The following is a 26976-nucleotide window of genomic DNA, read 5'->3' on the forward strand; positions in this document are numbered from 1 at the left end:
CCCAAGGAGATAGCTGATGGAGCTTCGTCATTTACGCTGTTTTCAGGCCGTGGCCGAAGAACTCCACTTCGCCCGTGCTGCCGAGCGGTTGCATATCGACCAGTCGCCGCTGTCCCGCACCATCAAGGAACTGGAGGAGGAACTCGGCGCGCGTCTGTTCGTTCGCACCACGCGCAGCACGCAACTGACCCGCGCGGGACGACTGTTCCTGGAGCACGTCTCGCGTGTCTTCGCAACGCTGGATCAAGCCCGCGATAGCGTCAAGGCCGCAGCCAACGGGTTTCATGGTCAATTGCGCATTGCCTTGTCAGATGGCATCACGCCGTCGCGCTTGCCAGCGCTGTTGGCGCGCAGTCGTGAGGAGAATCCAGAGGTGGAAATCCGGCTGTTCGAGGTGTCGCTGGATCAACAAATTAAGGGACTTCATAGCGACCTGTATGACGCTGGCTTCTCGATGGCTGAAGATGCAGGCGATGGCATCGTGGTCAGTCCCGCGTGGGATGACGAGTTGATGGTGGCGGTGCCGGCCCGCCATCCCGTGCTCGCCTTCAAACAAGTTCCGTTGAAAGAAGTGTTGCGCTACCCGCTGGCGTTGGGCGATCCGGCAGTCTGCGAAGGCCACGCGCGGCAGGTCGATCGTTTCCTGCGCAAGCTCGATCAGGAGCCGCTGATCGCGCAGCGCGTGGCAACCTTCGACGTGATGATGACTTTGGTTTCTGCTGGCTTGGCCTTGGGTCTGGCGGGCGAGGCGCATATCGCTTCCAGTCGCGAGCCAGGTGTCGTGGCCCGCCGCCTGGCTGGCAAGCCCCCCATGCTCACGACCTATCTGCTACGCCGCGATGCAGAGCCATCCGAGATGTTGGCTCGGTTCATCGAACGTGTGGCCTTCATTGATTCGGCAGACGGCATCGACACTGCCGACGACGCCTAAGCCATCCGATGAAAGGACTGGAATCATGAACAGAATGATGCTGCTGATACTCGCCGCCGCACTGACCGCATGTGGCCCGTCTCAACCTTCGGAAACCGTGGATTTCCTCGTGGCTCATCCCGAGCGCATCAAGGAGATTCAACGGCAATGCAAGGAAGATCGCACAAAGGTTGGCGATGAACTTTGCCGCCGTGCCGCCGAAGCCGCCAATCGGCGTTTCTTCGGTGATCGACCTGAACAGAAGTCCAAATAACTTCATCGCAGTCGTCTCGCTGCGACGAAATTCGCACTGTTACCCCATCACGCCGCAACGCGCTCGCGTCTGCGGCGTTTTTATTGTCTTCGCTCCTGCAAGAAATCAGGCTTTTTCGGCCTAAATCACCGCCATAACGGCCTTTGACCGGCCTGTACGCACGCCTTGATCCTCAGTGCTGCGGCACCTCCGTGTGCCGTGATTGGAGGCGAGGTTATGCAAGGGACGAACGTGCTGTTCGGTCAGATTGCCGTCGTATTCGGCATCGTGATCGCCGGCGTGTGGACAGCCACACAATGGACAGCCGCCGCCCTGGGCTACCAGCTACGCCTTGGCTCGCCCTGGTTCGACTTCTTCGGCACGCCGGTCTATCACCCCTGGCGGCTGTTCGAGTGGTGGTTCTTCTTCGACGCCTACGCGCCGCGCGTCTTTGACATCGGCGGCGCCATCGCGGGCGGTAGCGGCCTGGTGGCCGTGCTGGTGGCCATCGGCATGTCGATCTGGCGCTCGCGGCAATCGCGCCTGGTCACGACCTACGGCTCGGCGCGCTGGGCGAACGCGGACGACATTCGCAAGGCAGGGCTCACGCAACCTGCCGGTGTGTTCCTCGGCCAACACGAACGCCAGTACCTTCGGCATGAAGGCCCGGAACACGTCCTGACCTTCGCGCCCACCCGCTCGGGCAAAGGTGTCGGTCTGGTGGTGCCGACCTTGTTGAGCTGGCCTGCGTCAGCCGTCATCCACGACATCAAGGGCGAGAACTGGAGCATCACCGCGGGCTGGCGATCGCGCTTCTCGCATTGCCTGCTGTTCAACCCCACCGATGCGAAGTCGGCGGCCTACAACCCGCTGCTGGAGGTGCGGCGCGGCGCGCATGAAGTACGCGACGTGCAGAACATCGCGGACATCCTGGTCGATCCCGAGGGTGCGCTGGAGCGCCGCAATCACTGGGAGAAGACTTCGCACGCGCTGCTGGTCGGCGCCATCTTGCATGTGCTTTATGCCGGCGAGGACAAGACGCTACGCGGCGTCGCTAACTTCCTTTCCGATCCGGCTTGCCCATTCGAGCTGACGCTGCACCGGATGATGACCACGCCGCATCTCGGCGATGGCCCGCATCCCGTGGTGGCATCCGCCGCTCGCGAAGTCCTCAACAAGAGCGACAACGAGCGGTCGGGCGTGCTGTCCACCGCCATGTCGTTCCTGGGCCTCTACCGCGACCCTACGGTGGCCGAAGTCACGTCGCGTTGCGACTGGCGCATTGCCGACTTGATCGCGGCCGAGCATCCGGTGTCGCTGTACCTCGTGGTACCGCCTTCAGATATTTCGCGGACGAAGCCGCTCATTCGCCTGATCCTCAACCAGATCGGCCGGCGACTCACCGAATCGCTCGACGGCTCTGACGGCATCGCACGCCGCCACAAGCTGCTGCTGATGCTCGACGAGTTCCCGGCGCTCGGGCGGCTCGACTTCTTCGAGACGGCACTGGCCTTCATGGCGGGCTATGGCATTCGCAGCTTTCTCATCGCGCAGTCGCTCAATCAGATCGACAAGGCGTATGGGCAGAACCATTCGATTCTGGACAACTGCCATGTCCGCGTGACGTTCGCCACCAACGACGAACGCACGGCCAAGCGGATCTCCGAAACGCTGGGCACCGCAACCGAACTGCGCGCCCAGCGCAACTACGCGGGCCACCGGCTCGCGCCGTGGCTGGGGCATCTGATGGTGTCGCGCCAGGAAACCGCGCGCCCGCTGCTGACGCCGGGCGAAGTGATGCAGCTTCCGCCTGACGAAGCCGTGGTGATGGTGTCCAGCGTGGCGCCGATCAAGGCCAAAAAGCTGCGCTACTACGCGGACAGCAATTTCAAGCGGCGTGTGCTGCCGCCGCCCGTGCTTGCGGCCGAGCGCTATGCCGACGTGCCGCCATCGCGGGCCGACGACTGGAGCGGGCTGGCGATTCCCGCCGTGCCCGCCGCACCGGCCACTGCACCGGCTGATGGCCTGGAGCACTTGAGTTCGGCCGACGACGGCGGCGGCCCGCGCCGTCAGCCCGAACTCTCCGAAACCGTCGCCTACGACCCCGAACTGGCCGCGTCCGCAGCCGACCTCGGGTTGCTCGATGACGACGACGACCTGCCGCTTCCCCTTCCTCGCCAGCTTGATCCGGCCATGCAGCGCATGGCCCGGCTGGCTTCCCTCGACCCCAACGACGGAATCGAGTTATGAGCCACTACCGCCTCAACCTGTTCATCCAGCCGGAGCACGCCAAGCGTCTGGACGAGCTGGCCGCCAAGAAAGGCGTATCGAAATCCAGCATCGTCGCAGCGGCGCTCGCATCGTGGCTGTCGCCCGATGCTGCCGACCAGCGCGAGGCAGCGATTGCCAAGCGGCTTGATCGCCTGTCGCGCCATGCTGAGCGGCTGGAGCGCGACCAGAACATCCAGATCGAAACGCTGGCGCTGTTCATCCGCTACTTCCTCACGGTCAGCACTCCAGTTCCCGAGGCGCACCAAGACGCGGCGCGTGCCCAGGGCAAGGCGCGCTTCGAGCAGTTCGTGGAGCAGTTGGGCCGCCACCTGCTGCGCGGGCGCAGCCTGGTGCGTGACGTGGTGGAGGAACTGCACCCCGACCCGATGCGGATGGATGACGCGGCGGCAGTTGCCGAAGCGCAGGAGCGTGCCTCATGAGCGCCGTTCCCTCGTCCTTCGCCACCTCGCTCGACCGCCGCATCCAGATGCTCCGCACGGCGATGGGGCCGCTGATCGCCGCCGCGCTCGAAGACCCGGACGTGGTGGAAGTCATGCTCAATCCTGATCGCACCCTTTGGGTGGATCGGCTTTCATCGGGCCGCGCGCCGATGGGCGTTGAACTGTCCGAAGCGGACGGCGAACGGATCATTCGCCTTGTCGCCGCCCACGTTGGCGCAGAAGTCCATCGCGGCCAGCCGTTGCTGTCCGCCGAGCTGCCCGAAACCGGCGAGCGCTTCGAGGGCATCTTGCCGCCGGCAGCGCCGGGGCCGGCCTTCGCGCTGCGCAAGCGCGCCATCGGAGTGATCCCGCTGGAGCGGTACGTCATCGACGGGATGATGACCAGCGCGCAGGCGGGCTTTCTCGTTCGCGCCGTGCGCGAGCGGCAGAACGTGTTGATCGCCGGGGCTACCAGCAGCGGCAAGACCACGCTCGCCAATGCGCTGCTGGCCGAAATCGCCGCGACGGGCGACCGCGTGCTGGTGCTCGAAGACACGGTGGAGCTGCAATGCGCGGCCCGCGACCACGTTCCGCTGCGCACGCGGGCGGGCGTGGTGTCGATGACCGAGCTGGTGCGCTCGTCCATGCGCCTGCGCCCGGATCGCGTCGTCGTTGGCGAAGTGCGCGGCGCCGAGGCGCTGGATCTCATCAAGGTGTGGGGCACCGGCCATCCGGGCGGCATCGCCACGATCCACGCCGGCTCCGCGCTGGGCGCGCTGCTGCGCCTTGAGCAACTGATTCTCGAAGTGGCGGTGAACCCGCCCCGTGCGCTGATCGCGGAAGCGGTCAACGTGGTCATCCACATCGCCGGGCGCGGACGCAAGCGCCGCATCGAGAGCATCGCCCGCGTCGTCGGTTTCGACGGCGTGGGTTACCGACTGGCGGATGCGATGGAAACACCGTTTCCCGAGCTGCCGCCACTTCCCGATGCCGCACCCGCTGCGGCGACTTCCCCATCCCTCGACCTTTCTGGAGAACTGCCATGACGCACGTTGATGCTTTCCGTATTTCTGTAAATCCGCTTTCCCGCCGCTACAGTCCCGCGCGGCTGGATGGCCTGGCTCGCCCGGCCATGCAGGGCTTGATGCTCGCGGCGCTGATGCTGCTGCTTGCGGGCACGGCCCAGGCCGCCGGTTCTTCGATGCCCTGGGAAGGCCCGCTGCAATCCATCCTCGAATCCATCCAGGGGCCAGTGGCGCGCATCGTCGCGGTCATCATCATCATCGCCACGGGCCTGGCGCTGGCCTTCGGCGATACGTCTGGCGGATTCCGCAAGCTGATCCAGATCGTGTTTGGCCTGTCCATCGCGTTCGCGGCTTCGAGCTTCTTCCTGTCGTTCTTCAGCTTCTCGGGCGGGGCCGTCGTATGAGTGCCCCGGACACCTGCGCGGCCGGGTTCGAGGTGCCGCTGCATCGCTCGCTCACCGAGCCGATCCTGCTGGGCGGCGCACCGCGCACCGTGGCGATCGCCAACGGTACGTTGGCCGCCGCTGTCGGGCTGGGCCTGCAACTGTGGATTCCCGGTGTCGTGCTCTGGATCGTCGGCCATTCGCTGGCGATGTGGGGCGCGCGCGTCGATCCGCAGTTCATGGCCGTGTTCGCGCGGCACATCAAACACCGCCCGCTGCTGGACGTGTAGAGGAGGACGCCGCGATGCTGAACCTCGCCGAATACCGCCAGCGCCCGGCCTTGCTTGCCGACTGGCTGCCCTGGGCCGGACTGGCGGCGCCGGGTGTCGTCTTGAACAAGGACGGCAGCTTCCAGCGCACGGCGCGCTTTCGTGGCCCCGACCTCGATAGCGCGACGCAGGGCGAGCTGATCGCCACATCGGCGCGCTTGAACAACGCGCTGCGCCGCCTGGGTTCGGGCTGGGCGCTGTTCATCGAAGCCGAGCGCCGGTCTGCCGCCGACTACCCGCACTCCGATTTCCCCGAACCGCTGTCCTGGCTGGTCGATGAAGAACGCCGCGCCGCTTTCGAGGATTCGGGCAACCACTTCGAGAGCGGCTATCACCTGACGCTGGCCTACCTGCCGTCCGAGGAATCCCGTGCCCGCGCCGCGGGCCTGCTGTATGAAAACCGTCCGACCGAAGGCGTGGATTGGCGCGAACGGCTGCACGCCTTCGTCGCTGAAACGGATCGCATCTTCGATCTGCTCGATGGCGTGATGCCGGAAATCGCATGGCTTGATGACAGCCAGACGTTGACCTACCTGCATTCGACCGTCTCGACGCGCCGCTACCGCGTCGGCGTTCCCGAAGTGCCGTTCCACATCGACGCGCTGCTGACCGATTCCGCATTGGTCGGCGGCCTGGCGCCCATGCTGGGCGACCAGCACCTGCGCGTGGTGTCGGTACGGGGCTTCCCGACCTCGACCTGGCCGGGGATTCTGGACGACCTCAACCGCCTGGGATTTGCGTATCGCTGGTCAACCCGATTCTTGTGCCTCGACAAATCCGAGGCGGAACGGGAGTTGGGGCGCCTGCGCCGCCAATGGTTCGCCAAGCGCAAGAACGTCATCGCGCTGTTGCGCGAAACGATCTTCCAGCAGGAAAGCCCGCTGGTCGATACGGACGCCAACAACAAGGCCGCCGACGCCGATGCTGCCTTGCAGGAGCTGGGCAGCGATCAAGTCGCCTTCGGCTACCTGACGGCGACCGTCACCGTCATGGACGCGGACGCCGCCGTGGCCGACGAGAAGCTGCGCATGGTGGAGCGCGTCATCCAGGGCCGGGGCTTCGTCACCATCCCCGAAGCGCTCAACGCCGTGGATGCGTGGCTTTCGTCCATTCCGGGCAACGCATACGCCAATGTCCGCCAGCCCATCGTCTCGACGCTGAACCTGGCGCACATGATGCCGGTGTCGGCGGTATGGGCCGGCCAGGAGCGCAATGCGCATCTCGATGGGCCGCCGCTGATCGTCACGCGCACAGACGGCGCCACGCCGTTCCGGCTGGTGACGCACATCGGCGACGTGGGCAACACGCTGGTGGTTGGCCCCATCGGCATGGGCAAGTCGGTGCTGCTGGCGACGATGGCGATGCAGTTCCGCCGCTATCGCGGCTCGCGCATCTTCGCCTTCGATATGGGGCGCTCGATCCGTGCGGCCATCCTGGGCATGGGCGGCGAGCACTACGACCTGGGCGCGGATGACGAGATCGCCTTCCAGCCGCTGGCCCGCATCGACCGCGAGGGCTACCGCACCTGGGCCAGCGAATGGGTCGAAGGCCGCCTACTGCACGAAGGCGCGGCCGTCGGCCCGGACGAGAAGGCGGCCATCTGGTCTGCGCTGGGGAGCCTGGCCAGCGCGCCGGTGGAGCAGCGCACGCTCACGGGCCTGACGGCCTTGCTGCAATCGAACACCTTGCGCCAGGCACTCGCGCCCTATGTCCTGGGCGGTGCGCACGGCAGGCTGCTGGATGCCGACCACGACCGCCTCGGCACGGCCGACGTGCAGGCGTTCGAGATGGAGGAGCTGATGCACAGCAAGGCCGCTGTGCTCGCGGTGCTGCGCTATCTGTTCGCGCGCTTCGAGGAGCGGTTGGATGGTGCGCCCACGCTGCTGATCCTCGATGAAGCGTGGTTGTTCCTCGATGACCCGGTGTTTGCGGCGCGCATCCGCCAGTGGCTCAAGACGCTGCGCAAGAAGAACGTCAGCGTCATCTTCGCCACGCAGTCGCTCGCGGACGTGAAGGACTCGGCCATCGCTCCGGCCATCATCGAAAGCTGCGCGAGTCGGATTTTCTTGCCGAACCCACAAGCGACCGAACCGCAGATTCGCACGATCTACGAGGGCTTCGGCCTCAACAGCCGACAGATCGAGATCGTCGCCACCGCGCAACCCAAGCGCGACTACTACTACCAATCCCGCCTCGGCAACCGCGTGTTCGACCTCGACCTGGGGCCGACGACGCTGGCCTTCGCGGGCGCTTCCACGCCGCAAGACCAGCGCGACATAGACCGCGTGCTGCTGGACGCCGGCGTGCCCGGCTTCGCGGGCGCTTGGCTGCGCCATCGCGGCCTCGATTGGGCGGCTGACCTGCTGCCCTCGTTCCCCGGCCTCGCGCCGGGTTCCCTCCGTACCGCTGACCACCCCCAGGAGAACCAACCATGAAATTGCATACCCCCAAGCTCGCCGCGTTGACCGCCGCCTGCGTGCTCGCCTTCGGCATCGCACAGCCTGCGCACGCGCTGTTCGGCGTCGGCGACATCGTGCTCGACCCGACCAATCTGGTGCAAAACACGCTCACGGCGGTTCGCACACTGGAGCAGATAAATAACCAGATCCGCCAGCTCCAGAACGAAGCGCAAATGCTCATCAACCAGGCGCGCAATCTGGCCAGCCTGCCGTCCAGCGTGGTCGGCCAGTTGCGCGCGAACCTGGCGACCACCCAGCGACTGATCGCGCAGGCCAAGGGCTTGGCCTACGACGTGACGAGCATCGACCGCGAGTTCGCGCGTCTGTATCCCGAGAAGTACGCCGCCACGGTGAGCGGCAATCAGATGTACCTCGATGCGCAAGAGCGTTGGAAGAACACGCTCAATGGCCTGCAAACCACGATGCAGATGCAGGCCCAGGCGTCGCAGAACCTGAGCGACGACGAAAGCGTGCTGGCCGACCTGGTGGGCAAGAGCCAATCGGCCGAGGGTGCGCTGCAAGCGATGCAGGCCATGAACCAGTTGCTGGCCTTGCAGGCCAAGCAGTCGATCCAGACGCAGCGCCTGCAGATCACGCAAGACCGCGCGGCCTCGCTGGAGCTGGCACGGCAGGCCGCGGCCACGGAACGCGGGCGCGAGGTGACGCGCCGCTTCCTGGGCGAAGGCACGCCGTACACGCCGCAGCCCGTCAATTTCTACAACCGCTGACGGAGGCTGCCATGCAACGCACGCCCGTCGTGTTCGCCTTCGCCGTTCATGCGCTGGTGCTGGCCGGCTGTGACCGGCCGCAGCAGTTGCCGGTGAATGCGCTCGCCGCCGACCCGGCCCGGCTGCACGCGCTGCGCGCGCAGTGCCGCACGGGCGCGCACGACGGCGCGTTTTGCGCGCAGGTGGCTCAAGCCGACCTGCGGCGCTTTCTCTCCGGCCAGGCCGGGCCGGGCGAGTACCAGACGCTCGCCGACCTGCCACCGATTCCGCCCAGCTTCGATGAACCCACCGATGCCGATGCGCCTGGGCAGGAGGACTCGCCATGAACGACGTAACGATCATCGACCGTTTCCTCGACACCTTCTCGCGCTACATCGACTCGGGCTTTGGCCTGTTGCACGGCGAAGTGGCGTTTCTGACCGCCACGCTGATCGTCATCGACATGACGCTCGCCGGGCTGTTCTGGGCGATGGGCCATGCCGCCGGCCAGGGCGAGGACGTGATTGCCAAGCTGATCCGCAAGGTGCTGTACGTCGGCGCCTTCGCCTACATCATCGGCAACTTCAACTGGCTGGCCGGCATCGTGTTCCGCTCATTCGCCGGGCTGGGCCTGACGGCCAGCGGCTCGACGTTGAGCATGGAGAACTTCCTGCAACCGGGCCGGCTGGCGAAAGTCGGCATCGACGCCGGGGCGCCGATCCTGAAACAGATCGGCGACATGGCGGGCTTTCCCGAAGTGTTCGTGAACATCACGCCCATCGTCGTGATGTTCCTCGCGTGGCTGATCGTCCTGCTGTGCTTCTTCGTGCTGGCGATCCAGCTTTTCATCACGCTGATCGAGTTCAAGCTGACCACGCTCGCGGGCTTCGTGCTGGTGCCGTTCGCGCTGTGGAACAAGACGGCGTTCCTCGCCGAGAAGGTACTGGGCAACGTGGTGTCGTCAGGCATCAAGGTGCTGGTGCTCGCGGTCATCGTGGGCATCGGTTCCGGGCTGTTCGCCGAGTTTCAGGTGCAGCCGGCCGAGCCATCCATCGACCACTCCGTGGTCGTGATGCTGGCCTCGCTGACGCTGTTGGCCTTGGGCATCTTCGGGCCGGGCATTGCGACCGGGCTGGTGTCCGGCGGGCCGCAGCTCGGCGCGGGTGCGATGGCCGGTGCCGCGCTGGGCGCGGCCGGTGCTGCTGTTGCCGTGGGCGCTGCGGCCACGGGCGTCGGCGGCGCAGTAGCCGCCGGGGCGCGCATGGCGCCCGCAGCCGCCAAGTTGGCGGGCAGCGGAGCGCGGGCCGCCACCGGAGCCGCCAGCAGCGCCCGGTCAGCGTTTCAGGCGGGTTCTGCATCCGCCGGCGGCGGCCTCAAGGGCGCTGCCGCTGGCGTGGGCAATGTCGCCAAGACCGGCGCGCAGGCAGCCGGGCAGAAGGTGGCCGAGGGCGCACGCTCGATGAAGGAGCGTGTCGCCGCTGCCTTCCGGCCCGACGACGCCGGATCGGCGTCGGGGGCCGGTGCCGCGCAGGCGGCGAACGAGCCGACCCCATCCACTGCGCAACCCGCCTGGGCCAAGCGCCTGCATCGCAGGCAGCAGCTCACCCATGCCGCGACGACCGCCGCCCACACGCTGCGCGGGGGCGACGGCGGCAGCTCCAGCCAGGGGCCAAGCCTTCGTGATTCCGATTCCTGATCCACAAGGAGAACTCCCATGCGATTCAAAAGACCGCAGGTGCGCTATGCCGATACACCGCAGCCTGCCACCCCGTACCAAACCGCCGCCCAGGTCTGGGACGAGCGCATCGGCTCGGCGCGCGTGCAGGCGAAGAACTGGCGCTTCATGGCCTTTGGCTGTCTCACGCTGGCCGTGCTGATGGCTGGTGGCCTGGTTTGGCGTTCGGCGCAGTCCATCGTGACGCCCTACGTCATCGAGGTGGACAACGCGGGCCAGGTGCGTGCTGTCGGCGAAGCCGCCACGCCGTACCGGCCCAGCGATGCGCAGATCGCGTACCACCTGGGCCGCTTCATCGGCCTGGTGCGCTCGCTGTCCATCGACCCGATCGTGGTGCGCCAGAACTGGCTCGATGCCTATGACTACACCACCGACAAGGGCGCCGTGGTGCTCAACGAGTACGCCCGCGTGAACGATCCGTTCGCGCGCATCGGCAAGGAGTCGGTGACGGTGCAGATCACCAGCGTGACCCGCGCCAGCGACACGTCTTTCAACGTGCGCTGGACGGAGACGCGCTTTGTGAACGGCGCGCTGGATCGCACCGAACGCTGGAACGCCGTGGTTTCCATCGTGCAGCAGACGCCGCGCACCGAGCAGCGGGTGCGCAAGAACCCCTTGGGCATCTACGTCAACGGGCTGTCGTGGAGCCGCGAACTGGAAGGAAACGAAGGAACCAAGCCATGAATACACATTTCCGTAAATCCGCCTTGCCGGTGATCCTGCTGGCATCCACCGTCCTGTTTGCAGGCTGCGCTTCGCAGGGCAAGCCGCCGCCGTCCATTTCGCTCGATGAGCCGGTGCAGGCCCAGCCGCTGCCGGAGCCGCCTGCGCCTGTGGAAGTAGTGGCCGTGCCGCGGGTGCTGCCGATGCCGGCGCAGATGAAACCTGTGCCGGATGCCAAGCCCACGCCGGAACCCGCCGATGAAACCTTGCGCGTGACCCGCGCCAACGCCGAGGCGCGTATCGCGCCCACGCGCGAGGGCTACGTCAACGCGATCCAGGTGTGGCCCTTCACAGACGGCGCGCTGTACCAGGTCTATGCGGCCGTGGGCCGCGTGACGGTGATCGCGCTCCAGCCCGGTGAGGAACTGGTGACGGTGGCCGCCGGCGATACCGTGCGCTGGATCGTGGGCGACACATCGAGCGGCAGCGGTGATGCGCTGCGCGTCAACGTGATGGTCAAGCCCATCCGCTCGGGCTTGAAGACCAATCTCGTCATCACCACCAGCCGCAGGACGTACCTGCTGGAGCTGACCTCGACCGAGAAGACGTGGATGGCTTCAGTGTCCTGGGAGTACCCGAAGGACAAGATGCTGGCCTTGCAGCGCCAGTCGCAGGCGGCCAGCGCCGCCGCACCGGTCGATGCCGGCCTGTCGCTGGAGAAGATCCGTTTCCGCTACGCCGTCAGCGGTAGCAATCCGCCGTGGAAGCCGCTGCGCGCCTTCGATGATGGCGAGAAGGTCTACATCCAGTTCCCACCAGGCATCGCCCAGGGCGAGCTGCCGCCGCTGTTCGTGATCGGCGCGCAGGGCGACGGACAACTGGTGAACTACCGCTTCCGCGCGCCGTACTACATCGTTGATCGCCTGTTCGGTGCGGCCGAACTGCGCCTGGGCGGGGACAAGGGCGATGTGGTGCGGATAGAGCGCACAGATGGCGTTTCCGGTGGCACGCGGAGGAACTGACCATGAGCCAGGACGACACTCCTGACCTTGCCGCGCCACAGGCGGGCAAGGTCGCGCCCGAGGCGGTGGCGCTGCGCGCCCAGCCGCGCCCGGTCACGCGCCTGAACCGGCGCACGCTGGCCATCCTCGTCGGCGGCCTGTCGGTCGCCGTGCTCGGAGCCACGATCTGGTCATTGCAGCCGCATCGGCGCGGCGCGGGCGAGCAGACCGAGCTTTACAACGTGGATCGTGTCTCGAAGTCCGAAGGGCTGGACGGCCTGCCGGCCGACTACTCGAAGCTGCCGCCGAAGGTGCCCGAGCTGGGGCCGCCGCTGCCGGGCGATCTCGGCCCGGCCATCGTGAAGTCGCAGCAGCCGGTGACGCCGACGTATGCACCACCGGGCCACGACCCGGAGGATGCGCGGCGCAAGGAGGCCGATGCGGCGGCGGGTTCGTCGGTGTTCTTCCGCTCGGGCAACCAAGGCAAGGCCACCGCGCCGGTCACGGCGCAAGCCGCTGCGGCTGCGCCCGGCAGTGCCTTGGCGGGTTTCGACCCGCTGGCCGCTGGCCCGGCTTCGACGGCGGCCCAGCCATCCGACCCGACCGCCGTGCAGAACCGGCAAGACCAGAAAGAGGCGTTCCTGAAAGGCGGCTCTACGGAAACCCGCAATTCCGGCAATCTGCAAATGCCGTCCTCGCCGTATCAGGTCATGGCGGGAACAGTGATCGCCGGGGCGCTGGTGACGGGCATCAAGTCGGACTTGCCGGGCGACGTGATCGCCACGGTGACGGAGCCGGTCTATGACACGGCCACAGGCAAGTTCCTGCTGATCCCGCAGGGATCGCGCATCCTGGGCAAGTACAACAGCCAGGTCAGCTATGGGCAGAGCCGCGTACAAGTGGTGTGGAACCGCGTCATCCTGCCGGACACGTCATCGCTGAAGCTCGACAACCTGGCGGGCACCGACCCTGCCGGCTACGCCGGCCTGGAGGATGGCGTCGATTGGCATTGGGATCGCGTCTTTGCCGGTGCGGCGCTGACGACGCTGCTGGGCGTGGGCGCCGAGCTGGCCGCGCCGGAGAACCGGCAGAACGGCAATCGCATCGTGATCGCTGGGCGCGATAGCGCACAGGACAGCATCAATCAGGTCGGACAGGAGATGACCCGGCGCAACATGAACATCCAGCCGACGCTGACCGAACGGCCGGGCCTGCCGGTTCGCATCATCGTCAACCGCGATCTGGTGTTGCGGCCGTACCAGCCGATGTTCTTCCAGCGGGGAGCAATGCAATGAGCACGACCAAGAAGCTGCGGCTCGGCCCGCTGCCCAAGACCGAGAATGTGAAGCTGACCTTCGCTTGCCCGGCCAGCCTGAAAGCCGATCTCGACCGCTACGCCGCGTTGCACGCGCAGGCGTATGGCGAGGCGGTCGATGCAACGACGTTGATTCCGCACATGCTGGAGGCGTTCATGGCGGGGGATCGGGGATTCAGGAAGGGCACGGCGACACGGAGCGCGCCAACGAAGCCAACATGATGGCGTTGCGTACCAATGGCATCCGTCGAACGCGCAGCCCCAGGCTGCGCGTTCTTCGTTCTGGATGTTGCGAAGCCTCTTGGGCTATCATGGAGTAACAAGCCCGCCGTCTCCCGGCAACTCAGCACGATCAAGTGCGATCCGGCTTTCTCTTCCGACGCTCTTATGTGGCACCTAGCCCACCAAGCCGCAATCCTTCAAAGCGGCCCCGAAAAGAGCTAACCTGCTGTCTCATATACGGTTTCAAGTCCTACGTGCTTTGCACGACAAACTTGACACCGGCACTTTTTTGTTGCCCGCAACCCTTCCGGGCAGCTGACGCCCCACGCTCGGGCTCCCCGCCGGTAACGGGCTCACGCTGATCCAGACGTACTGCCCGCAACGGCCGCGGCCAGCTCCTGCATGAAGACCTGCGTTGCACGCGATGCGCGACCCGTGGGCGAACAGACCAGGCCAAACAATCGACGGATGGCCGGCCTCACCGGCAGCACGCGCAGGCCGTGGAGATCGTCCGGCAACGTCGATTCCGGCACCAGCGAGACGCCCAGTCCCTCGCGCGCCAGCACGCACGCGCTGGCCCAGTCGCGCACGGTCACCCGTACGTCGCTCAGCTGTAGACCAGCGTCCGCCATCAGGCGCTGACCGTTCACCGCACAGCCCCCTGTTGCGAGGATGAAGGGTTCGCCCGCCAGCTCGCTCAAGGCCACTCCGCTTTCGGTGGCGCGACGGCCCAGCGGATGCGCCGGCGCAAGCACCGCCATCCACCCATCGCTGCCCAGCATCAACGGGACGCGATCGGCAGCGGGGTTCATCACCACGCCGGCATCGACCGTGCCCGATTCGAGCCAGCGCTCGACCTCCTCGTCCGTACCCTCCACGATCACCACCTCGATGCCCGGGTGGCGGCGCTGGAAATCCCGCAGCAGCGCTGGCAGCACGCTGGAAACGAGTGACGGGAAGGTCGCCAGACGGATGCGTGCGCCACTGAACCCCTGGCTGTCATCGGCCAGCGCACGGATCGCCTGCAGGCCGCCCAGCATGATGCGTGCGTGTTCGATCACCCGCTGCCCGAGCGCAGTGATCTCCACCTGGCGCCGCTCGCGCACGAACACCGCAAACCCCAATGAGGATTCCAGCTGGGCCAGGGCCTGGCTGGCACCGGACTGGCTGATGCCGACCCGGTCAGCGCCGCGCGAGATGGTTCCCTCGTCAGCCACCGCAACCAGCAGGCGCCAATGGGCAAGATTCATCATGACTGGCAGTAGCCCAGCTTATGGCAAGAAAATCGAAGATTGATTTTACCGGATACCGCTCGCACAGCAGACTGCCTCGCATCGGCTGGCCCAGCCGTCCTTTCCCCCTCGAGACCGTCCATGAAGCTGTACTACGCGCCCTACACCTGCTCGCTGTCGCCCCATATCGTGCTGCGTGAGCTCGGCCTGCCCTTCGAGCTGATCAAGGTCGACAACGCCAGCAAGCAGACCGCCGATGGCCGCGATTTCCGCACCATCAACCGCAAAGGCTATGTCGCGGCGCTGGAACTGGATGACGGGCAGGTGCTGACCGAAGGCCCGGCCATCGTCCAGTACCTGGCCGACCTGAAACCCGGATGCGCGCTGGCGCCGCCCGCCGGCAGCTGGGAGCGGGTGCGACTGCAGGAGTGGTTGAACTTCGTGACCAGCGAGATCCACGCCGGCTCGGCGCCGCTGTTCAACGCCGATCTGCCGGAAGCGGCCAAAGCCTTCTTCCGGCAGAAGCTGTTCAAGCGTTTCGACCTGCTGCAGGAGACGTTGGCAACGCAGGACTTCCTGATGGGGCCCGACTTCAGCGTGGTCGATGCCTACCTGTTTACGGTGCTGGGTTGGTGCCGCTTCTTCTCCATCGATCTGGCGCCGTGGCCGGCCCTGCCTGCCTATGTCCGCAGGATCAACGCACGACCGGCCGTGCAGGCGGCGCTGCGTGCCGAGGCAGCATGAGGTGGAGCCGAGCATGGGCTCGGCTCTACACCTTCCCAGTGGGCTTCTTCGGCGGATCCTCACAGACCCTGTGCTGCACAACCGTATCGCCGACCTTCCATTCCTTCGCGACCCTGCAGCGCTCCTTGGCCTTCTGCACAGAGACCGCTGCAGCGTTCGCCTCATCGGCAGCGGCGGTCTGCTGGCGTTCCAGCCACACCGAGGGCGGCGCTGGAGGTGCGGCCAGTACCGGGGCCGCCAACAGGGCCAGACCGACCAGCAGCACCCTCCTCATGCGGGAACCACCCGACCACCGAGCAACCGCGCCGGCAGCATGAACAGCGCGCGCAGGAAGGCGAACAGCGCCGAGAAGGTGATGCCGACCAGGCGGAACGGCAGGCTCAGCAGCCACACGAACGGCCAGGCGATCAGGGCGAGGATCGCCAGCGGCCAGCACAGCACGAACAGCAGGCACCACACACCGAGCGCGAACAGGGTTTTCATCACGGTCTCCTTGGGGCGGCACCCTGCCGCCTGCGGACACCTTGGCGCCCCGCCCAGGCCGCCCGCAAACGGTTTGCGACGAAACCCGGGCTGGGAGCGATGAAACCAGTGGTTAATGCGGTTGCCGGCCAGCGGCCGGCACTACCCGCCATCGATCAGGATCGGATTCACACCGGGACTGCGCCCGGGCGGCCGTGGGTCACCTGGAAACGCGCCGCCGTACGCACCGCCGCATCCGGGCGCAGCACGCTGTCGGCGAAGCGCAGCTCGGCGTCCATGGTCTGCCGGTTCAGCTGCAGCTTCCACCAGCCACGGCGGTCGCCGTCGAAATAGCGGATATGCGGATTCTGCGGAATCGACGGCCCGTAGTACGGGCCATAGGGCGTATCGTCGCCGCCACTGCTGATTGCCGGGGCGATGAATTCGGTGGCCACGACCGGCGCACTGGCCGCGTCGAAATCCAGCTTCAGATCGTTGACGAAAGAGGAATGCCAGTCACCGCCCAGCACGATGGCATTGCCCTGCCCGCCCGCCTGCATCGCCTGCAGCAACCGGTTGCGTGCGGCGGGATAGCCATCCCAGGCGTCGTTCCAGAAGCGCTCGCGTGGCGTGCCGCCGTCCAGCCGCAGCTGCGCCATCAACAGCTGCTGCACCACCACGTTCCAGCGCGTGCCTTGCGCGGCGGCCATCGACTGCGCGAACCACGCTTCCTGGCCCACGCCGAGCATGCTCATGCGCGGGTCCAGTGCGGCATCACAGCGTGGCGACTCGCCGACGCCACAGGGATTGGCAGGGCGGAACTGGCGGCAATCGAGCAGCGTCAGCTGTGCCAGGTCGCCATAGCGCAGGCGCCGGTGCACGCGCAGGCCGCCATTGCCCGCTGGCGAGCTGCGCATCGGCAGGTGTTCGTAGAACGCGCGATAGGCTGCCGCACGACGCACGATGAAATCTTCGGTCGATACGCCGGGCTTTTCCGGGTGGATGCCGGAGTAATCGTTCTGCACTTCATGGTCGTCCCAGATCACCGCGAACGCGTGTGCGGCGTGCGCGGCCTGTAGATCCGGATCGAGTTTGTACAGCGCGTACTGGTCACGGTAGCGCTCCAGGCTGACGGTCTCGCCGCTGAAGCGCTCAGCATCCAGCGCGCGACCACGCGCGTTCTGCAGCGGGCTGTACTCGTACAGGTAGTCACCGGCATGCAGCACCAGGTCAACATCACTCTTCGCGATATCGCGCAGGACCGGGTAGTAGCCACTGTTCCAGGCCTGGCAGTTGCACAGGGCCAGCCGCAGCTGCTGCAGTTGCGTGTCCAGCAGCGGCGCGGTGCGGAAGTGGCCGACCGCGCTTTCCTCATCGCCGTCGCAGGCAAAACGGTAGTAGTAGTCGCGGCCTGGGCGCAGTCCGTTGACCTCCACGTGCACCGAGTGGGCCAGCTCGGGCACCGCGGCCGCAGTCCCCCGCTGCACCAGCCGGCGCATGCCGGGGTCTTCGGCCACGAACCAGCGCACCGGCACCGCCCGCGACGGCATGCCGCCGCCATTGAGCGGGTCCGGTACCAGCCGCGTCCACAACACGGCCCCCTGTGGATCCGGATCACCGGCGGCGACACCGAGGGTGAACGGATCGCGCCCCAGCCGCGGCCGTGGGCCGGCCGTGGCCAGCCCCGGCATCGCCGCCAGCGCGATCGCCGCCCCCGTGCCCTGCCACGCCATGCGCAGCAGACGACGACGGCGTTCCGGATCGACAGGCCCGCGCATCAGAAGCGCACGGTGGCGGTAGCCATCACCTGGCGCGGCGCACCGACCTGCATGGTCGCCAGGCTGCGGGTCGGGTCGGCGGCGTAGGTGCCGTTGGTGTTGATCGAGGACAGGTAGCGCTTGTCGGTCAGGTTGGTCAGGTTCAACGCCACGGTCAGGTTCTGCGCCGGGCCGAGCTTGCCGAAGTCATAGGCCACCGAAGCGTTGACAAGCCAGTAGCTCGGCACCGACACATCATTGGTGTAGGTCACGTAGCGCTTGCCCACGTGGTTGGCCGACAGGCGCATGTCCCACGGGCCCGGGGTCCAGGCCAGGGTGCTGGCGAACATCCATTCCGGGGTGTCGACGGTCTTCTTGCCGCGGGTCGGCACCACGCCGTTGTTCACGTAGTCGTTGTCATAGGTGCTGTCATTCCAGGACAGCGCGTTGGACCACGACAGGTCCTGCATCGGCTTCAGCTGCAGCGTCGCCTCGGCGCCACGGCTGGTCACCGAACCCACGTTGGAGAACAGCGCCGGGCAACCGAGGATGCCCACGCACTGTGCGATCGCCAGCAGGCGGTTGTCGAACTTGACGTCGTACACCGCAACCGAGGCTTCATAGCCACGGCCGTAGCCACGCCAACCCAGCTCGATCGTGCGCGACTGTTCCGGCTTCAGGTTCTGCGCGCTGGCATCGAAGGCGGCCTGCGGCACGTTGAACGGACTGCCCACGCCCAGTGCATAGGCCGCGATGTTCTTGGCGAACGAACCAAAGATCTCGTTGCCTTCGTTGAGCTTGAAGTTGAAGCCGGCCTGCGGCAGGAAGCCCTTCTTCGAGGTCAGGCTGCTGTTGTTGGCATAGCTGCCCAGCGGCGTGCGCACGCTGGTGCGGGTGTGCGGCGACTTCGCACCGATGTCGATGGTCAGCCGGTCATCGAACAGGCGGAAGCGGTCCTGCACGTAGAACTGGCGGGTGATGGTGGTGTAGCGCTGGTGCCACACGCGCTGGTCCGGGTTGCGCAGGAAGAAGTCGTCGGTGATCGGGCCGTCGATGTAGTAGAAGTTGCGCTGCACGCTGTGGCCGTTGTCCTCGTACCAGAGACCGGCTTCCAGTTCGTGGCCGCCAACGTTCCAGGTGAACGCCGAGGTCACGCCGGTACGGTCGATCGCGTACTCGGTGGTGCGGATCGAGATCGGAATCTCGCGGCTGGTGCCCGGGTTGGACGGATTGGACGGGCTGAACCAGTGGCCCTGGCCACGGTTGCTGTGGTTGTAGACATTGACCTTCAACCGCATCGACTCGTTCAGGCCGAAATCGCCGGCGATGCTGGACAGGTCATCGTTGCGCAGGCCGTGGCCGGAGTAGTACGCATCCCACGGGCTGTTGACGCCGCCGCTGAATTTCCCGCGTGCCGCGGCGACGGCGCGATCCCAGTCCGGCGCGTAGTTGTCCCAGTCCCAGCCGAGGCGATCGATCATCTCCAGCGACAGGTCCTGGTAATCGGCCTCGACGCGGCGCGAAGCGTTGAACAACGCGGTGATCCTGCTGTCTGTTCCGAAGTTGTAGGTGGCCTTGCCGTTGAACTGCTTCAGCTCCTGCGAGCCCTTGCCCTTCCACTTGTCGCCTTCCGAATACACGCCGGACAGGTAGGCGGCGAAGCCCTGGTGCTCACCGGTCTCCAGGCGCGCATAGCTGCGGCGCGCACTGTCACTGCCGAAGCCCTGCGCCAGCACCACGCCGTACTCGGTGGACGGATCGATCGAATAGAACTGGAACACGCCACCGAGGTTGCTGGTGGACGGCGTGCCCAGCGCGCCGATGCCGGTGGACACTTCGGCACCGCCCAGGTTCTCGCTGATCACCGCACGGCTGATGTGCAGGCCGTTGCTGTTGCCATAGGCCATGTTGCCCAGCGGGATGCCATCGAGGGTGTAGCCCAGGCGGTTCTGGTTGAAGCCACGCAGGCTGATGGTGGTGGACCATTCGTAGGCGCCGGTGGCATCGGCCGACTCGAAGTGCACGCCCGGCTTGCTGGCCAGCAACTTCAGCGGGTTGGCACCGGGCGGCAGGATCTTCATGTCCTCGGCGGTCACGCGCTGCACCTGGCGGGCTTCGCCGCGGCCGATCACCGAGATCGAATCGAGGGTGGTGGCCGACGGTGCGTCGGTGGCGGGGGCGGTTTCAGCGGCAGCCAGCGACGGCAGCGAAGCACAGACCAGCAGGGCCAGCAGATTGCGGCGAAGCGGAGCGTGGGACGGCATGGAGGCGGATTCCTTGGGCACGCTGGACGCCGAAGGGCGGCGTCGAAGGGCAGCAGCGGCGGAATCGTAGAAGCGTCGCGTTACATGTCATTTACACGCCACATACGGAATTTTGGCGTTTCGGATGGTTTACCGGCCGTGGGGTGGTTGCCGGCCAGCGGCCGGCACTACGGTTACTCGAACGAGCCGACCGAATCGTGGGCCAGGTTGTCGAAGCGGGTGTACTCGCCGAAGAACTTCAGCTTGCACGAACCGGTCGGGCCACCACGGTGCTTGCCGATGATGATCTCGGCCAGGCCCTTGTCCGGCGAGTTTTCCTTGTTGTAGTAGTCATCGCGGTAGATGAACACGATCATGTCCGCATCCTGCTCGATTGCGCCCGACTCACGAAGGTCAGCCATCACCGGGCGCTTGTCGGTACGCGTTTCCAGCGAGCGGTTGAGCTGTGACAGCGCGATCACCGGCACATTCAGTTCCTTGGCCAGGCCCTTCAGCGAACGCGAGATCTCCGAGATTTCGGTCGCGCGGTTCTCGCTGTTGCCCGGCACGCTCATCAGCTGCAGGTAGTCGATCACGATCAGGCCGAGATCATGCTCGCGCTTGAGGCGGCGGCACTTGGAGCGCAGCACTTCCGGCGATACGCCCGGCGTATCGTCGATGAAGATCTTGGTTTCCTTCAGCATCTTGATCGCGCTGGTGACGCGGCTCCAGTCCTCGTCTTCCAGCTGGCCGGTACGCAGGCGCTGCGCGTTGATGCGGCCATTGGAGGAAATCAGGCGCATCGCCAGCTGCGATGCCGACATTTCCATCGAGAACACCGCCACGCCCTTCTTCGACTTGATCGCCGCGTACTCGGCGATGTTCAGCGCGAAGGTGGTCTTGCCCATTGCCGGGCGCGCCGCGAGGATGATCAGGTCGGTCGGCTGCAGGCCGGCGGTCATCGCATCGAAATCGTTGTAACCGGTCGGCAGGCCGGTGATGTTGCCGCCGTTCTCGAAGCGGTTGCGCAGCTCCTCGAAGGCATCCTTCAGTGCACCCGGCATGGCCACGAAATCGGTACGGCCACGCGCGCCCTGTTCGGCGATGGCGAACACGCTCTTTTCCGCCGAGGCCAGCAGCTCGCTGCTGTCACGCCCTTCGGGCTGGAAACCGTCGTTGACGATGTCGGTGCCGACCTGGATCAGCTGCCGCAGCACCGCCTTGTCGCGCACGATCTCGGCGTAGGCCACGATATTGGCGGCCGACGGCGTGGTACTGGCCAGTTCGATCAGGTAGGCGCCGTCGCCAACGAGTTCCATCTTGCCCTGCGATTCAAACCACTCGCCCAGGGTCACCGCATCGAACGGCCGTTCGCGCTCGGACAGCTCGCGGATCGCCCGGTAGATCATCTGGTGATCGCGACGATAGAAGTCGCCTTCGGTCAGCTGGTCGTTGACCCGGTCATACGCCTCGGGCGCCAGCATCAGGCCACCCAGCACCGCCTGCTCGGCCTCCACCGAATGCGGCGGTACCCGCAACTGGTCGATGCGCGACTCGTCGCGATCGCGATCGAAGCCATCACCGCGCTCTCTGCGGTTGGAACGGAAGCCGGGACGAGCGGACATGCTGCGGTGTTTCCTGCAAAAGTGGGCCAGACGAGTGTAGGCATGCGCCGACCCCGGCGGCCATGGACAAGCCTGTGGATAAGCCGTGGAGAAACGGGGATATCCGCCGGCGCCTGGCCAGACTGGCGTGGGGGCGTCGCACTGCCTGCGACAGGCGCCATTGCGGCACCCGAGCGGAGCATTATCGCAGATCAGGCGACCCGGGTCGGAACCCGTGCAACATACGGGCTCTGGCCCGCTCTGCTGGGCGTGGGGTCAGAACCCGCCACTGCGCGACGGGATCCGACCCCGGGCATGGCTGGGGTCGGATCCCTCTGCGAAGCAGAGGGCTCTGACCCCATCGGTCTCAATCGCCCTTCACGTGTACCGCGATCAGCGCCAGGAACCGGTCCACGTAGCCCTGCAGGAACTTCTGCGTGCCCTCGTTGTGGATCGTGCCGTCGGCATCGATCAGTCCATCCTTGAAGTGGATGAACGCCTCGGGCTGGCCCAGCACGTGCATGTCCAGGAAGGCCAGGCTGTTGCGCAGGTGCTGCTGGGCCACGGCGGTACCGATCTGGCCGATGGAGGCGCCGATCACCGCCGCCGGCTTGCCGGCAAACGCACTGTCACCGTAGGGGCGCGAGCCGATATCGATGGCGTTCTTGAGTACGCCCGGCACCGACCGGTTGTACTCGGGGGTCACGAACAGCACCGCGTCGGCGGCGCGCACCTGGTTCTTCAGCCGGGTACCCTGCGGCGGATAGTGCGCGTCGAAGTCCTGGTCGTACAGCGGCAGGTCGCCGATCTGCACGTACTGGAAGCGCGCGCGATCGCCGGCGATCTTCTCCAGCGCATGGGCCAGCTTGCGGTTGCAGGAGTCCTTGCGCAGGCTGCCGACGAACACGGCGATGGTGGGGACGGACATCGGGACATACTCCTCACGGTGCGGGAGGCCCAGCCTAGTCGCCGGGCCCGTGCAGGCCGGTGAAGATCAACCGCCCGTGACGGTCGCGCGCACCTGCCGCCAATGCGCCTGCCAGGCCTGGAACATCAGCACGTTCCACAGATGGGTATGCCACTTGCGCTGCCCTCCCAGGAACTGCTGCCACAACGGCTGCACCGCCGCCGCCGACAGCACGCCCTCACGCTCCAGCCGCGCCGGCTGCAGCAGGTCCTCGGCCCAGGGCCGCAGGTCACCCTTCAGCCAATCGCTGACCGGTGCGCCGAAACCGCGCTTGGGACGGTGCACCATCGAATGCGGCACGTAACGACCCAGCACGCGCTTGAGCAACACCTTGCTGGTCGTCTCACTGCGCTTGAAGCCCAGCGGCAGCGACCAGGCGAACTCGGCCACGCGCCAGTCCAACAGCGGTGCGCGCGCCTCCAGGCTGACTGCCATCGAGGTGCGGTCGACCTTGCACAACAGGTCATCCGGCAGGTAGGTCACGAAATCGGCCAGCATCATCGCGTCGGCCGGCGTCCCCGCGCCGTGCAGCGGATCGGCCAGGTCGTAGAAGCTGCCGGCGGCCTGCGCGCCGGGCACCGCCGCGGCCGGGTCGCGCCAGCGCGAGATGCGGTTGCGGTAGACGTCGCCGATGCCACGTGCGCCGGTCTCGGCCAGCAGCGCGGCCAGGCCACCGGTCCGCGAGGACTCGCCCTGCTGCGCGCGTGCGCCCATCCAGCGCCGCAACGGCCCCGGCACGCGGCCGAGCATCTGCCAGTTGCGCAGCGCGCGTACATACCGGGTGTAGCCGAAGAACAGCTCATCGCCACCGTCGCCGGACAGCGCCACGGTCACCCCCTGCCGTGCCAGCCGGGCGACCAGCGCGGTCGGCACCTGCGACGCATCGGCAAAAGGCTCGTCGAACATCGCCGGCAACTGCGGCACCACCGCCAACGCGTCGGCACCGCTGACGTACAGCTCGGTGTGATCACAGCCCAGGTGGGCCGCCAGCTCCCTGGCCAGCGGCGCTTCGTCATGCCCCGAGTCGGTGAAGCCGATGCTGAAACTGTGCACCGGCTGCCCGCTCTGCGCCTGCATCAGCGCCGCCACCAGCGATGAATCGGTGCCACCGGACAGGAACACGCCAACCGGCACGTCGGCCACCATGCGCAGCGCCACCGCGTCGCGCAGCAGCGTGTCCAGCTGCTCCTCGGCGTCCTCGATGCGGCCTTGGAACGGAGCGGCCAACGCCGCCTGCATGCGCGCGCGCGCATCCCAGTACGGGCGCTGTGCCTGTTCCGGGCGATGTGCTGCGGCACCTGCAGCCACAGCCGCCGCGTCCAGGCGCAGCACGCGGCCCGGCATCAGCTTGTAGCAGCGCTGGTGGATGCTGTGCGGCGCGGGAATGTAGTCGAGCCGCAGCAGCAATGTGAGCGCATCGCGGTCGATGTCGTTGTCGAACGCCGGGTGCTGCCAGAGCGCCTTCAGTTCCGAACCGAACACCAGCGTGTCGCCGGCCCAGCCGTAGTACAGCGGCTTCTTGCCGACGCGGTCGCGGGCCAGCCACAGGCAACGCTCCTGGCGGTCCCACAGCGCGATGGCGAACATGCCGTTGCAGCGCTGCAGGGTGTCTTCCACGCCCCACTGCAGGATCGCCGCCAGCAGTACTTCGGTGTCGGAATGGCCGCGGAAGGCATGCCCCAGCGGCTCCAGTTCCTCACGCAGGGCGGCGAAGTTGTAGACCTCGCCGTTGTAGGCCATCACGTAGCGGCCGTCGGCCGAGGCCATCGGCTGGTGGCCCAGCGGGGACAGGTCGAGGATGCTCAGGCGCCGATGCGCCAGCGCGATGCCCGCCTCGGCATCGACCCAGCTGCCGCCATCATCCGGCCCCCGGTGGTGCAGCGCCTGGCCCATGGCCAGGGCCTGCGCCTGCAGCGCCTCGGCCGACGCCAGCGGCGCCGGCAACAACATTCCCGCCAATCCACACATGCATCAGGGTTCCTGCGCCAGGTCGAGGGCGGCGCCAATCACCGCATTGTCGCTTGGAAGCCCGAACATTGCTGCCCCCGCCAGTGGCGTGTAGGTGTCGGCACCACAGACCCGGCGCAACGGCAGATGGCCGAACCCCGCCTCGACCAGCGCGGTGACCACGCCCTCCCCCACCCCGCCACTGTGGCGCCCTTCGTCCAGCACCAGCACCCGCCGAGCGCTGGCAGCCTGGGCGGCGATGAAGCCGGCGTCCAGCGGCACCAGCCAGCGCAGGTCGACCACCCGTACCTGCCAGCCCAGCTGCTGCTCGAGCGCCCGCGATGCGCGCAATGCCATCGGCACGCCGTTGCCATAGGTATAGATCACCAGGTCGCCGGCCTCCGGCGCATAGACCCGGCCCTCGCCCGGCACCAGTGCCTGGCCCTGTGCCGGATAGTCAAACAGCCACTGGCCATCACCCGCTTCGTGCAGGTCCTTGCTCATGTACAGCGCGATCGGCTCCAGGAACACCGCCACGCGTCCATCCACCCGCGCCAGTGCGGCCAGCGTGCGCAGCATCATCACCGCATCGTCGCCACGCGACGGGCAGCCCACCACCAGCCCGGGGATGTCGCGCAGCGCGGTGATCGAGTTGTCGTTGTGGAAGTGGCCACCGAAGCCCTTCTGGTAGCCCAGCCGGCCACCCGCACCAGCATCGGGTTGCGGTACTGGTCGTTGGAGAAGAACTGCAGCGAACACGCTTCGCCGCGCACCTGGTCGATGGCGTTGTGCAGGTAGGCCAGGTACTGGATCTCCGGAATCGGCAGCATGCCCAGGTTGGCCAGACCCTGCGCCATGCCCAGGATCATGGTCTCGTCCAGCAGGGTGTTGAACACCCGGCGTGGGCCGAAGCGGCGCAGCAGGTCCTTGGTGACGGTGTAGACACCGCCCTTCTGTGCGACGTCCTCACCGAACAGCAGGCTCTGCGGATACTTCGCCAGCAGTTCCTGCAGGGCATGGTTGATCTGGATCGCCAAGTGGCGTGGCGCCTGCCGTTCGGGCAAGGCCTCCGCACCGCCATACAGCGCTTCGCGTGTCCCGGCGGGCACCTCGCGCCGTGCTTCGGCCTGCACCGCAGCCGGCGTATAGGGCGCAAGCGGCTCCATCACTTCGCGCAGCGATTGCAGCTTCGGGCGTCCTTCGGCATCGGCGGCGGCGGCCATGCAGCGCGCACGCATCGTCTCGTAGGCCACCTCGATGGCGGCCGCATCCATCCAGCCCGATTCCATCGCAATCTGTGCCGAGCGCAGCAGCGGGTCCTGCGCCTCGGCCGCACACAGCTCCGGCAACGCGCGCCATTCCACCTCGAAGTCGGTACCGGCGTGCCCCATCAGGCGCGTGGTGCGCAGATGCAGGAACGTCGGCCGCCGCGTACGCCGGCAGTGCTCCACCGCCGCCTGCACCTGGGCGTGTCCGGTGGCCAGGTCCAGACCATCGGCGAAGAAATAGTCCAGCCCCGGCTGGCGGCTGAAGCGTTCGGCAATCCAGCCTTCCGGCGTCTTCACCGAAATGCCCAGCCCGTTGTCCTCGCAGACGAACAGGATCGGCGCCGGCAGCTTCTGGTAGGCCGACCACATCGCGGTATTGAACGCGGTCTGCGCGGTGGCATGGTTGGCCGAGGCGTCGCCGAACGAGCACAGCACGATGCTGTCGGCCGGAATCGGCAGTTCCTGGCCCAGCCGCTTGCCGCTTTCGATGGCGAGCGCGGTGCCCAGCGCTTTCGGCAGATGCGAGGCGATGGTCGAGGTCTGCGGCAGCACCCACAACGGTTTGCTGCCCCACACCTTGTGGCGCCCCCCGCTGGCCGGGTCATCGGCGCTGGCAGCAAAGGACAGCGCGGCATCGCGCAGTGGGTCGATCCCCGGCACCTGGCGCGAACGCTCGGCCATGAAGGCTCCGGAGCGATAATGCAGGAATGCCGGGTCGGTATGCCGGCAGGCCCGCGCCAACAGCGCATTGCCTTCGTGGCCGGACGAACCGATGGTGTAGAAGACCTTGTTCTGCACGCGCAGCACGCGCGCCATCAGGTCCAGCTGGCGGCTGGCCAGCTGCGAATCGAACAGCTCGCCAAACGCGGCGGCAGTGAGCGTGCTGCCCGGCAGGATCGGCGCATCCGGCGCCGGGCGCGGACGCGGGGTACCGCGCCAGCCACGTACCGCGTCGAGGAAATTGGCATCGCACACGTCGGCGCGGTTGAGCACGCGCATGCGTGCGGGAATCGGATCTGGAACCACAGCGAACATCGAA

The 26976-nt window shown here is 66.7% G+C and carries 24 protein-coding genes and 1 pseudogene; 16 read left to right on the forward strand and 9 right to left on the reverse strand.

The genetic code is table 11. The features are described from left to right. Window positions 1-16 precede the first annotated feature (16 nt). The 15 genes from ACUZUJ_RS14540 (at window position 17) to ACUZUJ_RS14610 (ending at window position 13713) form a co-directional block, all read left to right on the forward strand. Complete coding sequence (locus ACUZUJ_RS14540; protein ID WP_104656785.1) at window positions 17-931, forward strand: LysR family transcriptional regulator; 915 nt, start codon at window positions 17-19, stop codon at window positions 929-931. Window positions 932-956: 25 nt separating this feature from the next. Then, entirely contained in the window at window positions 957-1184 is a 228-nt protein-coding gene (locus ACUZUJ_RS14545) for an EexN family lipoprotein (RefSeq protein WP_104656784.1), read from the forward strand. A gap of 216 nt (window positions 1185-1400) precedes the next feature. Next, window positions 1401-3413 carry a conjugal transfer protein TraG gene (locus ACUZUJ_RS14550; RefSeq protein ID WP_104656783.1) on the forward strand — a complete coding sequence of 671 codons (2013 nt, stop codon included), beginning with the start codon at window positions 1401-1403 and terminating at the stop codon, window positions 3411-3413. Beyond that, window positions 3410-3874, forward strand: a complete 465-nt coding sequence (locus ACUZUJ_RS14555; protein ID WP_041104112.1) for a ribbon-helix-helix protein, CopG family — start codon at window positions 3410-3412, stop codon at window positions 3872-3874. The genes ACUZUJ_RS14550 and ACUZUJ_RS14555 overlap by 4 nt, the downstream gene beginning before the upstream one ends. Before the next feature lie 47 nt (window positions 3875-3921). Continuing rightward, window positions 3922-4920: a P-type conjugative transfer ATPase TrbB gene (gene trbB, locus ACUZUJ_RS14560; protein WP_425602039.1), complete on the forward strand. Its 999-nt coding sequence runs from the start codon at window positions 3922-3924 to the stop codon at window positions 4918-4920. Further along, the gene (locus tag ACUZUJ_RS14565) at window positions 4917-5303 is read left to right on the forward strand and encodes a TrbC/VirB2 family type IV secretion system protein (RefSeq protein WP_458219947.1); all 387 of its coding nucleotides are present in this window, start codon (window positions 4917-4919) and stop codon (window positions 5301-5303) included. The genes trbB and ACUZUJ_RS14565 overlap by 4 nt, the downstream gene beginning before the upstream one ends. After that, window positions 5300-5572, forward strand: a complete 273-nt coding sequence (locus ACUZUJ_RS14570; protein WP_104656782.1) for a VirB3 family type IV secretion system protein — start codon at window positions 5300-5302, stop codon at window positions 5570-5572. The genes ACUZUJ_RS14565 and ACUZUJ_RS14570 overlap by 4 nt, the downstream gene beginning before the upstream one ends. 14 nt (window positions 5573-5586) lie before the next feature. Then, a complete protein-coding gene (gene trbE, locus ACUZUJ_RS14575; protein ID WP_104656781.1) occupies window positions 5587-8046 on the forward strand; it encodes a conjugal transfer protein TrbE in 2460 nt (819 codons plus the stop codon). Further along, window positions 8043-8798, forward strand: a complete 756-nt coding sequence (gene trbJ, locus ACUZUJ_RS14580) for a P-type conjugative transfer protein TrbJ (protein ID WP_059400476.1) — start codon at window positions 8043-8045, stop codon at window positions 8796-8798. The genes trbE and trbJ overlap by 4 nt, the downstream gene beginning before the upstream one ends. 11 nt (window positions 8799-8809) lie before the next feature. Then, entirely contained in the window at window positions 8810-9124 is a 315-nt protein-coding gene (locus ACUZUJ_RS14585) for a hypothetical protein (protein WP_104656780.1), read from the forward strand. Next, a complete protein-coding gene (trbL, locus tag ACUZUJ_RS14590) occupies window positions 9121-10473 on the forward strand; it encodes a P-type conjugative transfer protein TrbL (RefSeq protein ID WP_104656779.1) in 1353 nt (450 codons plus the stop codon). The genes ACUZUJ_RS14585 and trbL overlap by 4 nt, the downstream gene beginning before the upstream one ends. Window positions 10474-10491: 18 nt before the next feature. Continuing rightward, window positions 10492-11196, forward strand: a complete 705-nt coding sequence (gene trbF, locus ACUZUJ_RS14595; protein ID WP_104656778.1) for a conjugal transfer protein TrbF — start codon at window positions 10492-10494, stop codon at window positions 11194-11196. Continuing rightward, window positions 11193-12197, forward strand: a complete 1005-nt coding sequence (gene trbG / locus ACUZUJ_RS14600) for a P-type conjugative transfer protein TrbG (protein ID WP_104656777.1) — start codon at window positions 11193-11195, stop codon at window positions 12195-12197. The genes trbF and trbG overlap by 4 nt, the downstream gene beginning before the upstream one ends. A gap of 2 nt (window positions 12198-12199) precedes the next feature. Continuing rightward, entirely contained in the window at window positions 12200-13471 is a 1272-nt protein-coding gene (locus ACUZUJ_RS14605; protein ID WP_104656776.1) for a TraB/TrbI/VirB10 family type IV secretion system protein, read from the forward strand. After that, window positions 13468-13713: a DUF2274 domain-containing protein gene (locus tag ACUZUJ_RS14610; protein ID WP_104656775.1), complete on the forward strand. Its 246-nt coding sequence runs from the start codon at window positions 13468-13470 to the stop codon at window positions 13711-13713. Before ACUZUJ_RS14605 ends, ACUZUJ_RS14610 begins: the two co-directional genes overlap by 4 nt. Window positions 13714-14066: 353 nt before the next feature. Here ACUZUJ_RS14610 and ACUZUJ_RS14615 read toward each other — a convergent pair whose 3' ends face one another. Beyond that, window positions 14067-14963: a LysR family transcriptional regulator gene (locus ACUZUJ_RS14615; RefSeq protein WP_458219948.1), complete on the reverse strand. Its 897-nt coding sequence runs from the start codon at window positions 14961-14963 to the stop codon at window positions 14067-14069. A gap of 123 nt (window positions 14964-15086) precedes the next feature. Here ACUZUJ_RS14615 and gstA point away from each other — a divergent pair, with 123 nt between their 5' ends. Continuing rightward, on the forward strand, window positions 15087-15689 hold the full coding sequence (gene gstA / locus ACUZUJ_RS14620) for a glutathione transferase GstA (protein WP_101765776.1): 603 nt from the start codon (window positions 15087-15089) through the stop codon (window positions 15687-15689). A gap of 25 nt (window positions 15690-15714) precedes the next feature. Here the strand turns inward: gstA and ACUZUJ_RS14625 are convergent, their stop codons facing one another. The 8 genes and pseudogenes from ACUZUJ_RS14625 to ACUZUJ_RS14660 all read right to left on the reverse strand — a co-directional run bounded on the left by ACUZUJ_RS14625 (window position 15715) and on the right by ACUZUJ_RS14660 (window position 26972). Further along, window positions 15715-15963: a hypothetical protein gene (locus ACUZUJ_RS14625; RefSeq protein ID WP_101765777.1), complete on the reverse strand. Its 249-nt coding sequence runs from the start codon at window positions 15961-15963 to the stop codon at window positions 15715-15717. Further along, complete coding sequence (locus ACUZUJ_RS14630) at window positions 15960-16172, reverse strand: hypothetical protein (RefSeq protein ID WP_049438118.1); 213 nt, start codon at window positions 16170-16172, stop codon at window positions 15960-15962. The genes ACUZUJ_RS14625 and ACUZUJ_RS14630 overlap by 4 nt, the downstream gene beginning before the upstream one ends. 167 nt (window positions 16173-16339) lie before the next feature. Continuing rightward, complete coding sequence (locus ACUZUJ_RS14635; RefSeq protein WP_458219949.1) at window positions 16340-17929, reverse strand: alkaline phosphatase D family protein; 1590 nt, start codon at window positions 17927-17929, stop codon at window positions 16340-16342. Next, window positions 17929-20172: a TonB-dependent receptor family protein gene (locus ACUZUJ_RS14640; protein WP_188485321.1), complete on the reverse strand. Its 2244-nt coding sequence runs from the start codon at window positions 20170-20172 to the stop codon at window positions 17929-17931. The genes ACUZUJ_RS14635 and ACUZUJ_RS14640 overlap by 1 nt, the downstream gene beginning before the upstream one ends. A gap of 173 nt (window positions 20173-20345) precedes the next feature. After that, window positions 20346-21776 (reverse strand): replicative DNA helicase, encoded by a 1431-nt coding sequence (locus tag ACUZUJ_RS14645; RefSeq protein ID WP_075677331.1) that lies wholly within the window; start codon window positions 21774-21776, stop codon window positions 20346-20348. A gap of 346 nt (window positions 21777-22122) precedes the next feature. Next, window positions 22123-22683 (reverse strand): NADPH-dependent FMN reductase, encoded by a 561-nt coding sequence (locus ACUZUJ_RS14650; RefSeq protein ID WP_101765781.1) that lies wholly within the window; start codon window positions 22681-22683, stop codon window positions 22123-22125. A 66-nt stretch (window positions 22684-22749) separates the two neighbouring features. Then, a complete protein-coding gene (gene asnB, locus ACUZUJ_RS14655; RefSeq protein WP_119006512.1) occupies window positions 22750-24690 on the reverse strand; it encodes an asparagine synthase (glutamine-hydrolyzing) in 1941 nt (646 codons plus the stop codon). Between the two features lie 3 nt (window positions 24691-24693). Then, window positions 24694-26972, reverse strand: a pseudogene (locus tag ACUZUJ_RS14660) (thiamine pyrophosphate-dependent enzyme). Between the last annotated feature and the right edge of the window lie 4 nt (window positions 26973-26976).

This window comes from Stenotrophomonas sp. S4, from assembly GCF_054187805.2.

What these genes read in the sequence shown, in the direction of transcription:
- ACUZUJ_RS14540 (WP_104656785.1), top strand. Translation starts at nt 17, where the DNA reads ATGGAGCTTCGTCATTTACGCTGTTTTCAGGCCGTGGCCGAAGAACTC.
- ACUZUJ_RS14545 (WP_104656784.1), top strand. Translation starts at nt 957, where the DNA reads ATGAACAGAATGATGCTGCTGATACTCGCCGCCGCACTGACCGCATGT.
- ACUZUJ_RS14550 (WP_104656783.1), top strand. Translation starts at nt 1,401, where the DNA reads ATGCAAGGGACGAACGTGCTGTTCGGTCAGATTGCCGTCGTATTCGGC.
- ACUZUJ_RS14555 (WP_041104112.1), top strand. Translation starts at nt 3,410, where the DNA reads ATGAGCCACTACCGCCTCAACCTGTTCATCCAGCCGGAGCACGCCAAG.
- trbB (WP_425602039.1), top strand. Translation starts at nt 3,922, where the DNA reads ATGCTCCGCACGGCGATGGGGCCGCTGATCGCCGCCGCGCTCGAAGAC.
- ACUZUJ_RS14565 (WP_458219947.1), top strand. Translation starts at nt 4,917, where the DNA reads ATGACGCACGTTGATGCTTTCCGTATTTCTGTAAATCCGCTTTCCCGC.
- ACUZUJ_RS14570 (WP_104656782.1), top strand. Translation starts at nt 5,300, where the DNA reads ATGAGTGCCCCGGACACCTGCGCGGCCGGGTTCGAGGTGCCGCTGCAT.
- trbE (WP_104656781.1), top strand. Translation starts at nt 5,587, where the DNA reads ATGCTGAACCTCGCCGAATACCGCCAGCGCCCGGCCTTGCTTGCCGAC.
- trbJ (WP_059400476.1), top strand. Translation starts at nt 8,043, where the DNA reads ATGAAATTGCATACCCCCAAGCTCGCCGCGTTGACCGCCGCCTGCGTG.
- ACUZUJ_RS14585 (WP_104656780.1), top strand. Translation starts at nt 8,810, where the DNA reads ATGCAACGCACGCCCGTCGTGTTCGCCTTCGCCGTTCATGCGCTGGTG.
- trbL (WP_104656779.1), top strand. Translation starts at nt 9,121, where the DNA reads ATGAACGACGTAACGATCATCGACCGTTTCCTCGACACCTTCTCGCGC.
- trbF (WP_104656778.1), top strand. Translation starts at nt 10,492, where the DNA reads ATGCGATTCAAAAGACCGCAGGTGCGCTATGCCGATACACCGCAGCCT.
- trbG (WP_104656777.1), top strand. Translation starts at nt 11,193, where the DNA reads ATGAATACACATTTCCGTAAATCCGCCTTGCCGGTGATCCTGCTGGCA.
- ACUZUJ_RS14605 (WP_104656776.1), top strand. Translation starts at nt 12,200, where the DNA reads ATGAGCCAGGACGACACTCCTGACCTTGCCGCGCCACAGGCGGGCAAG.
- ACUZUJ_RS14610 (WP_104656775.1), top strand. Translation starts at nt 13,468, where the DNA reads ATGAGCACGACCAAGAAGCTGCGGCTCGGCCCGCTGCCCAAGACCGAG.
- ACUZUJ_RS14615 (WP_458219948.1), bottom strand. Translation starts at nt 14,963, where the DNA reads ATGAATCTTGCCCATTGGCGCCTGCTGGTTGCGGTGGCTGACGAGGGA.
- gstA (WP_101765776.1), top strand. Translation starts at nt 15,087, where the DNA reads ATGAAGCTGTACTACGCGCCCTACACCTGCTCGCTGTCGCCCCATATC.
- ACUZUJ_RS14625 (WP_101765777.1), bottom strand. Translation starts at nt 15,963, where the DNA reads ATGAGGAGGGTGCTGCTGGTCGGTCTGGCCCTGTTGGCGGCCCCGGTA.
- ACUZUJ_RS14630 (WP_049438118.1), bottom strand. Translation starts at nt 16,172, where the DNA reads ATGAAAACCCTGTTCGCGCTCGGTGTGTGGTGCCTGCTGTTCGTGCTG.
- ACUZUJ_RS14635 (WP_458219949.1), bottom strand. Translation starts at nt 17,929, where the DNA reads ATGCGCGGGCCTGTCGATCCGGAACGCCGTCGTCGTCTGCTGCGCATG.
- ACUZUJ_RS14640 (WP_188485321.1), bottom strand. Translation starts at nt 20,172, where the DNA reads ATGCCGTCCCACGCTCCGCTTCGCCGCAATCTGCTGGCCCTGCTGGTC.
- ACUZUJ_RS14645 (WP_075677331.1), bottom strand. Translation starts at nt 21,776, where the DNA reads ATGTCCGCTCGTCCCGGCTTCCGTTCCAACCGCAGAGAGCGCGGTGAT.
- ACUZUJ_RS14650 (WP_101765781.1), bottom strand. Translation starts at nt 22,683, where the DNA reads ATGTCCGTCCCCACCATCGCCGTGTTCGTCGGCAGCCTGCGCAAGGAC.
- asnB (WP_119006512.1), bottom strand. Translation starts at nt 24,690, where the DNA reads ATGTGTGGATTGGCGGGAATGTTGTTGCCGGCGCCGCTGGCGTCGGCC.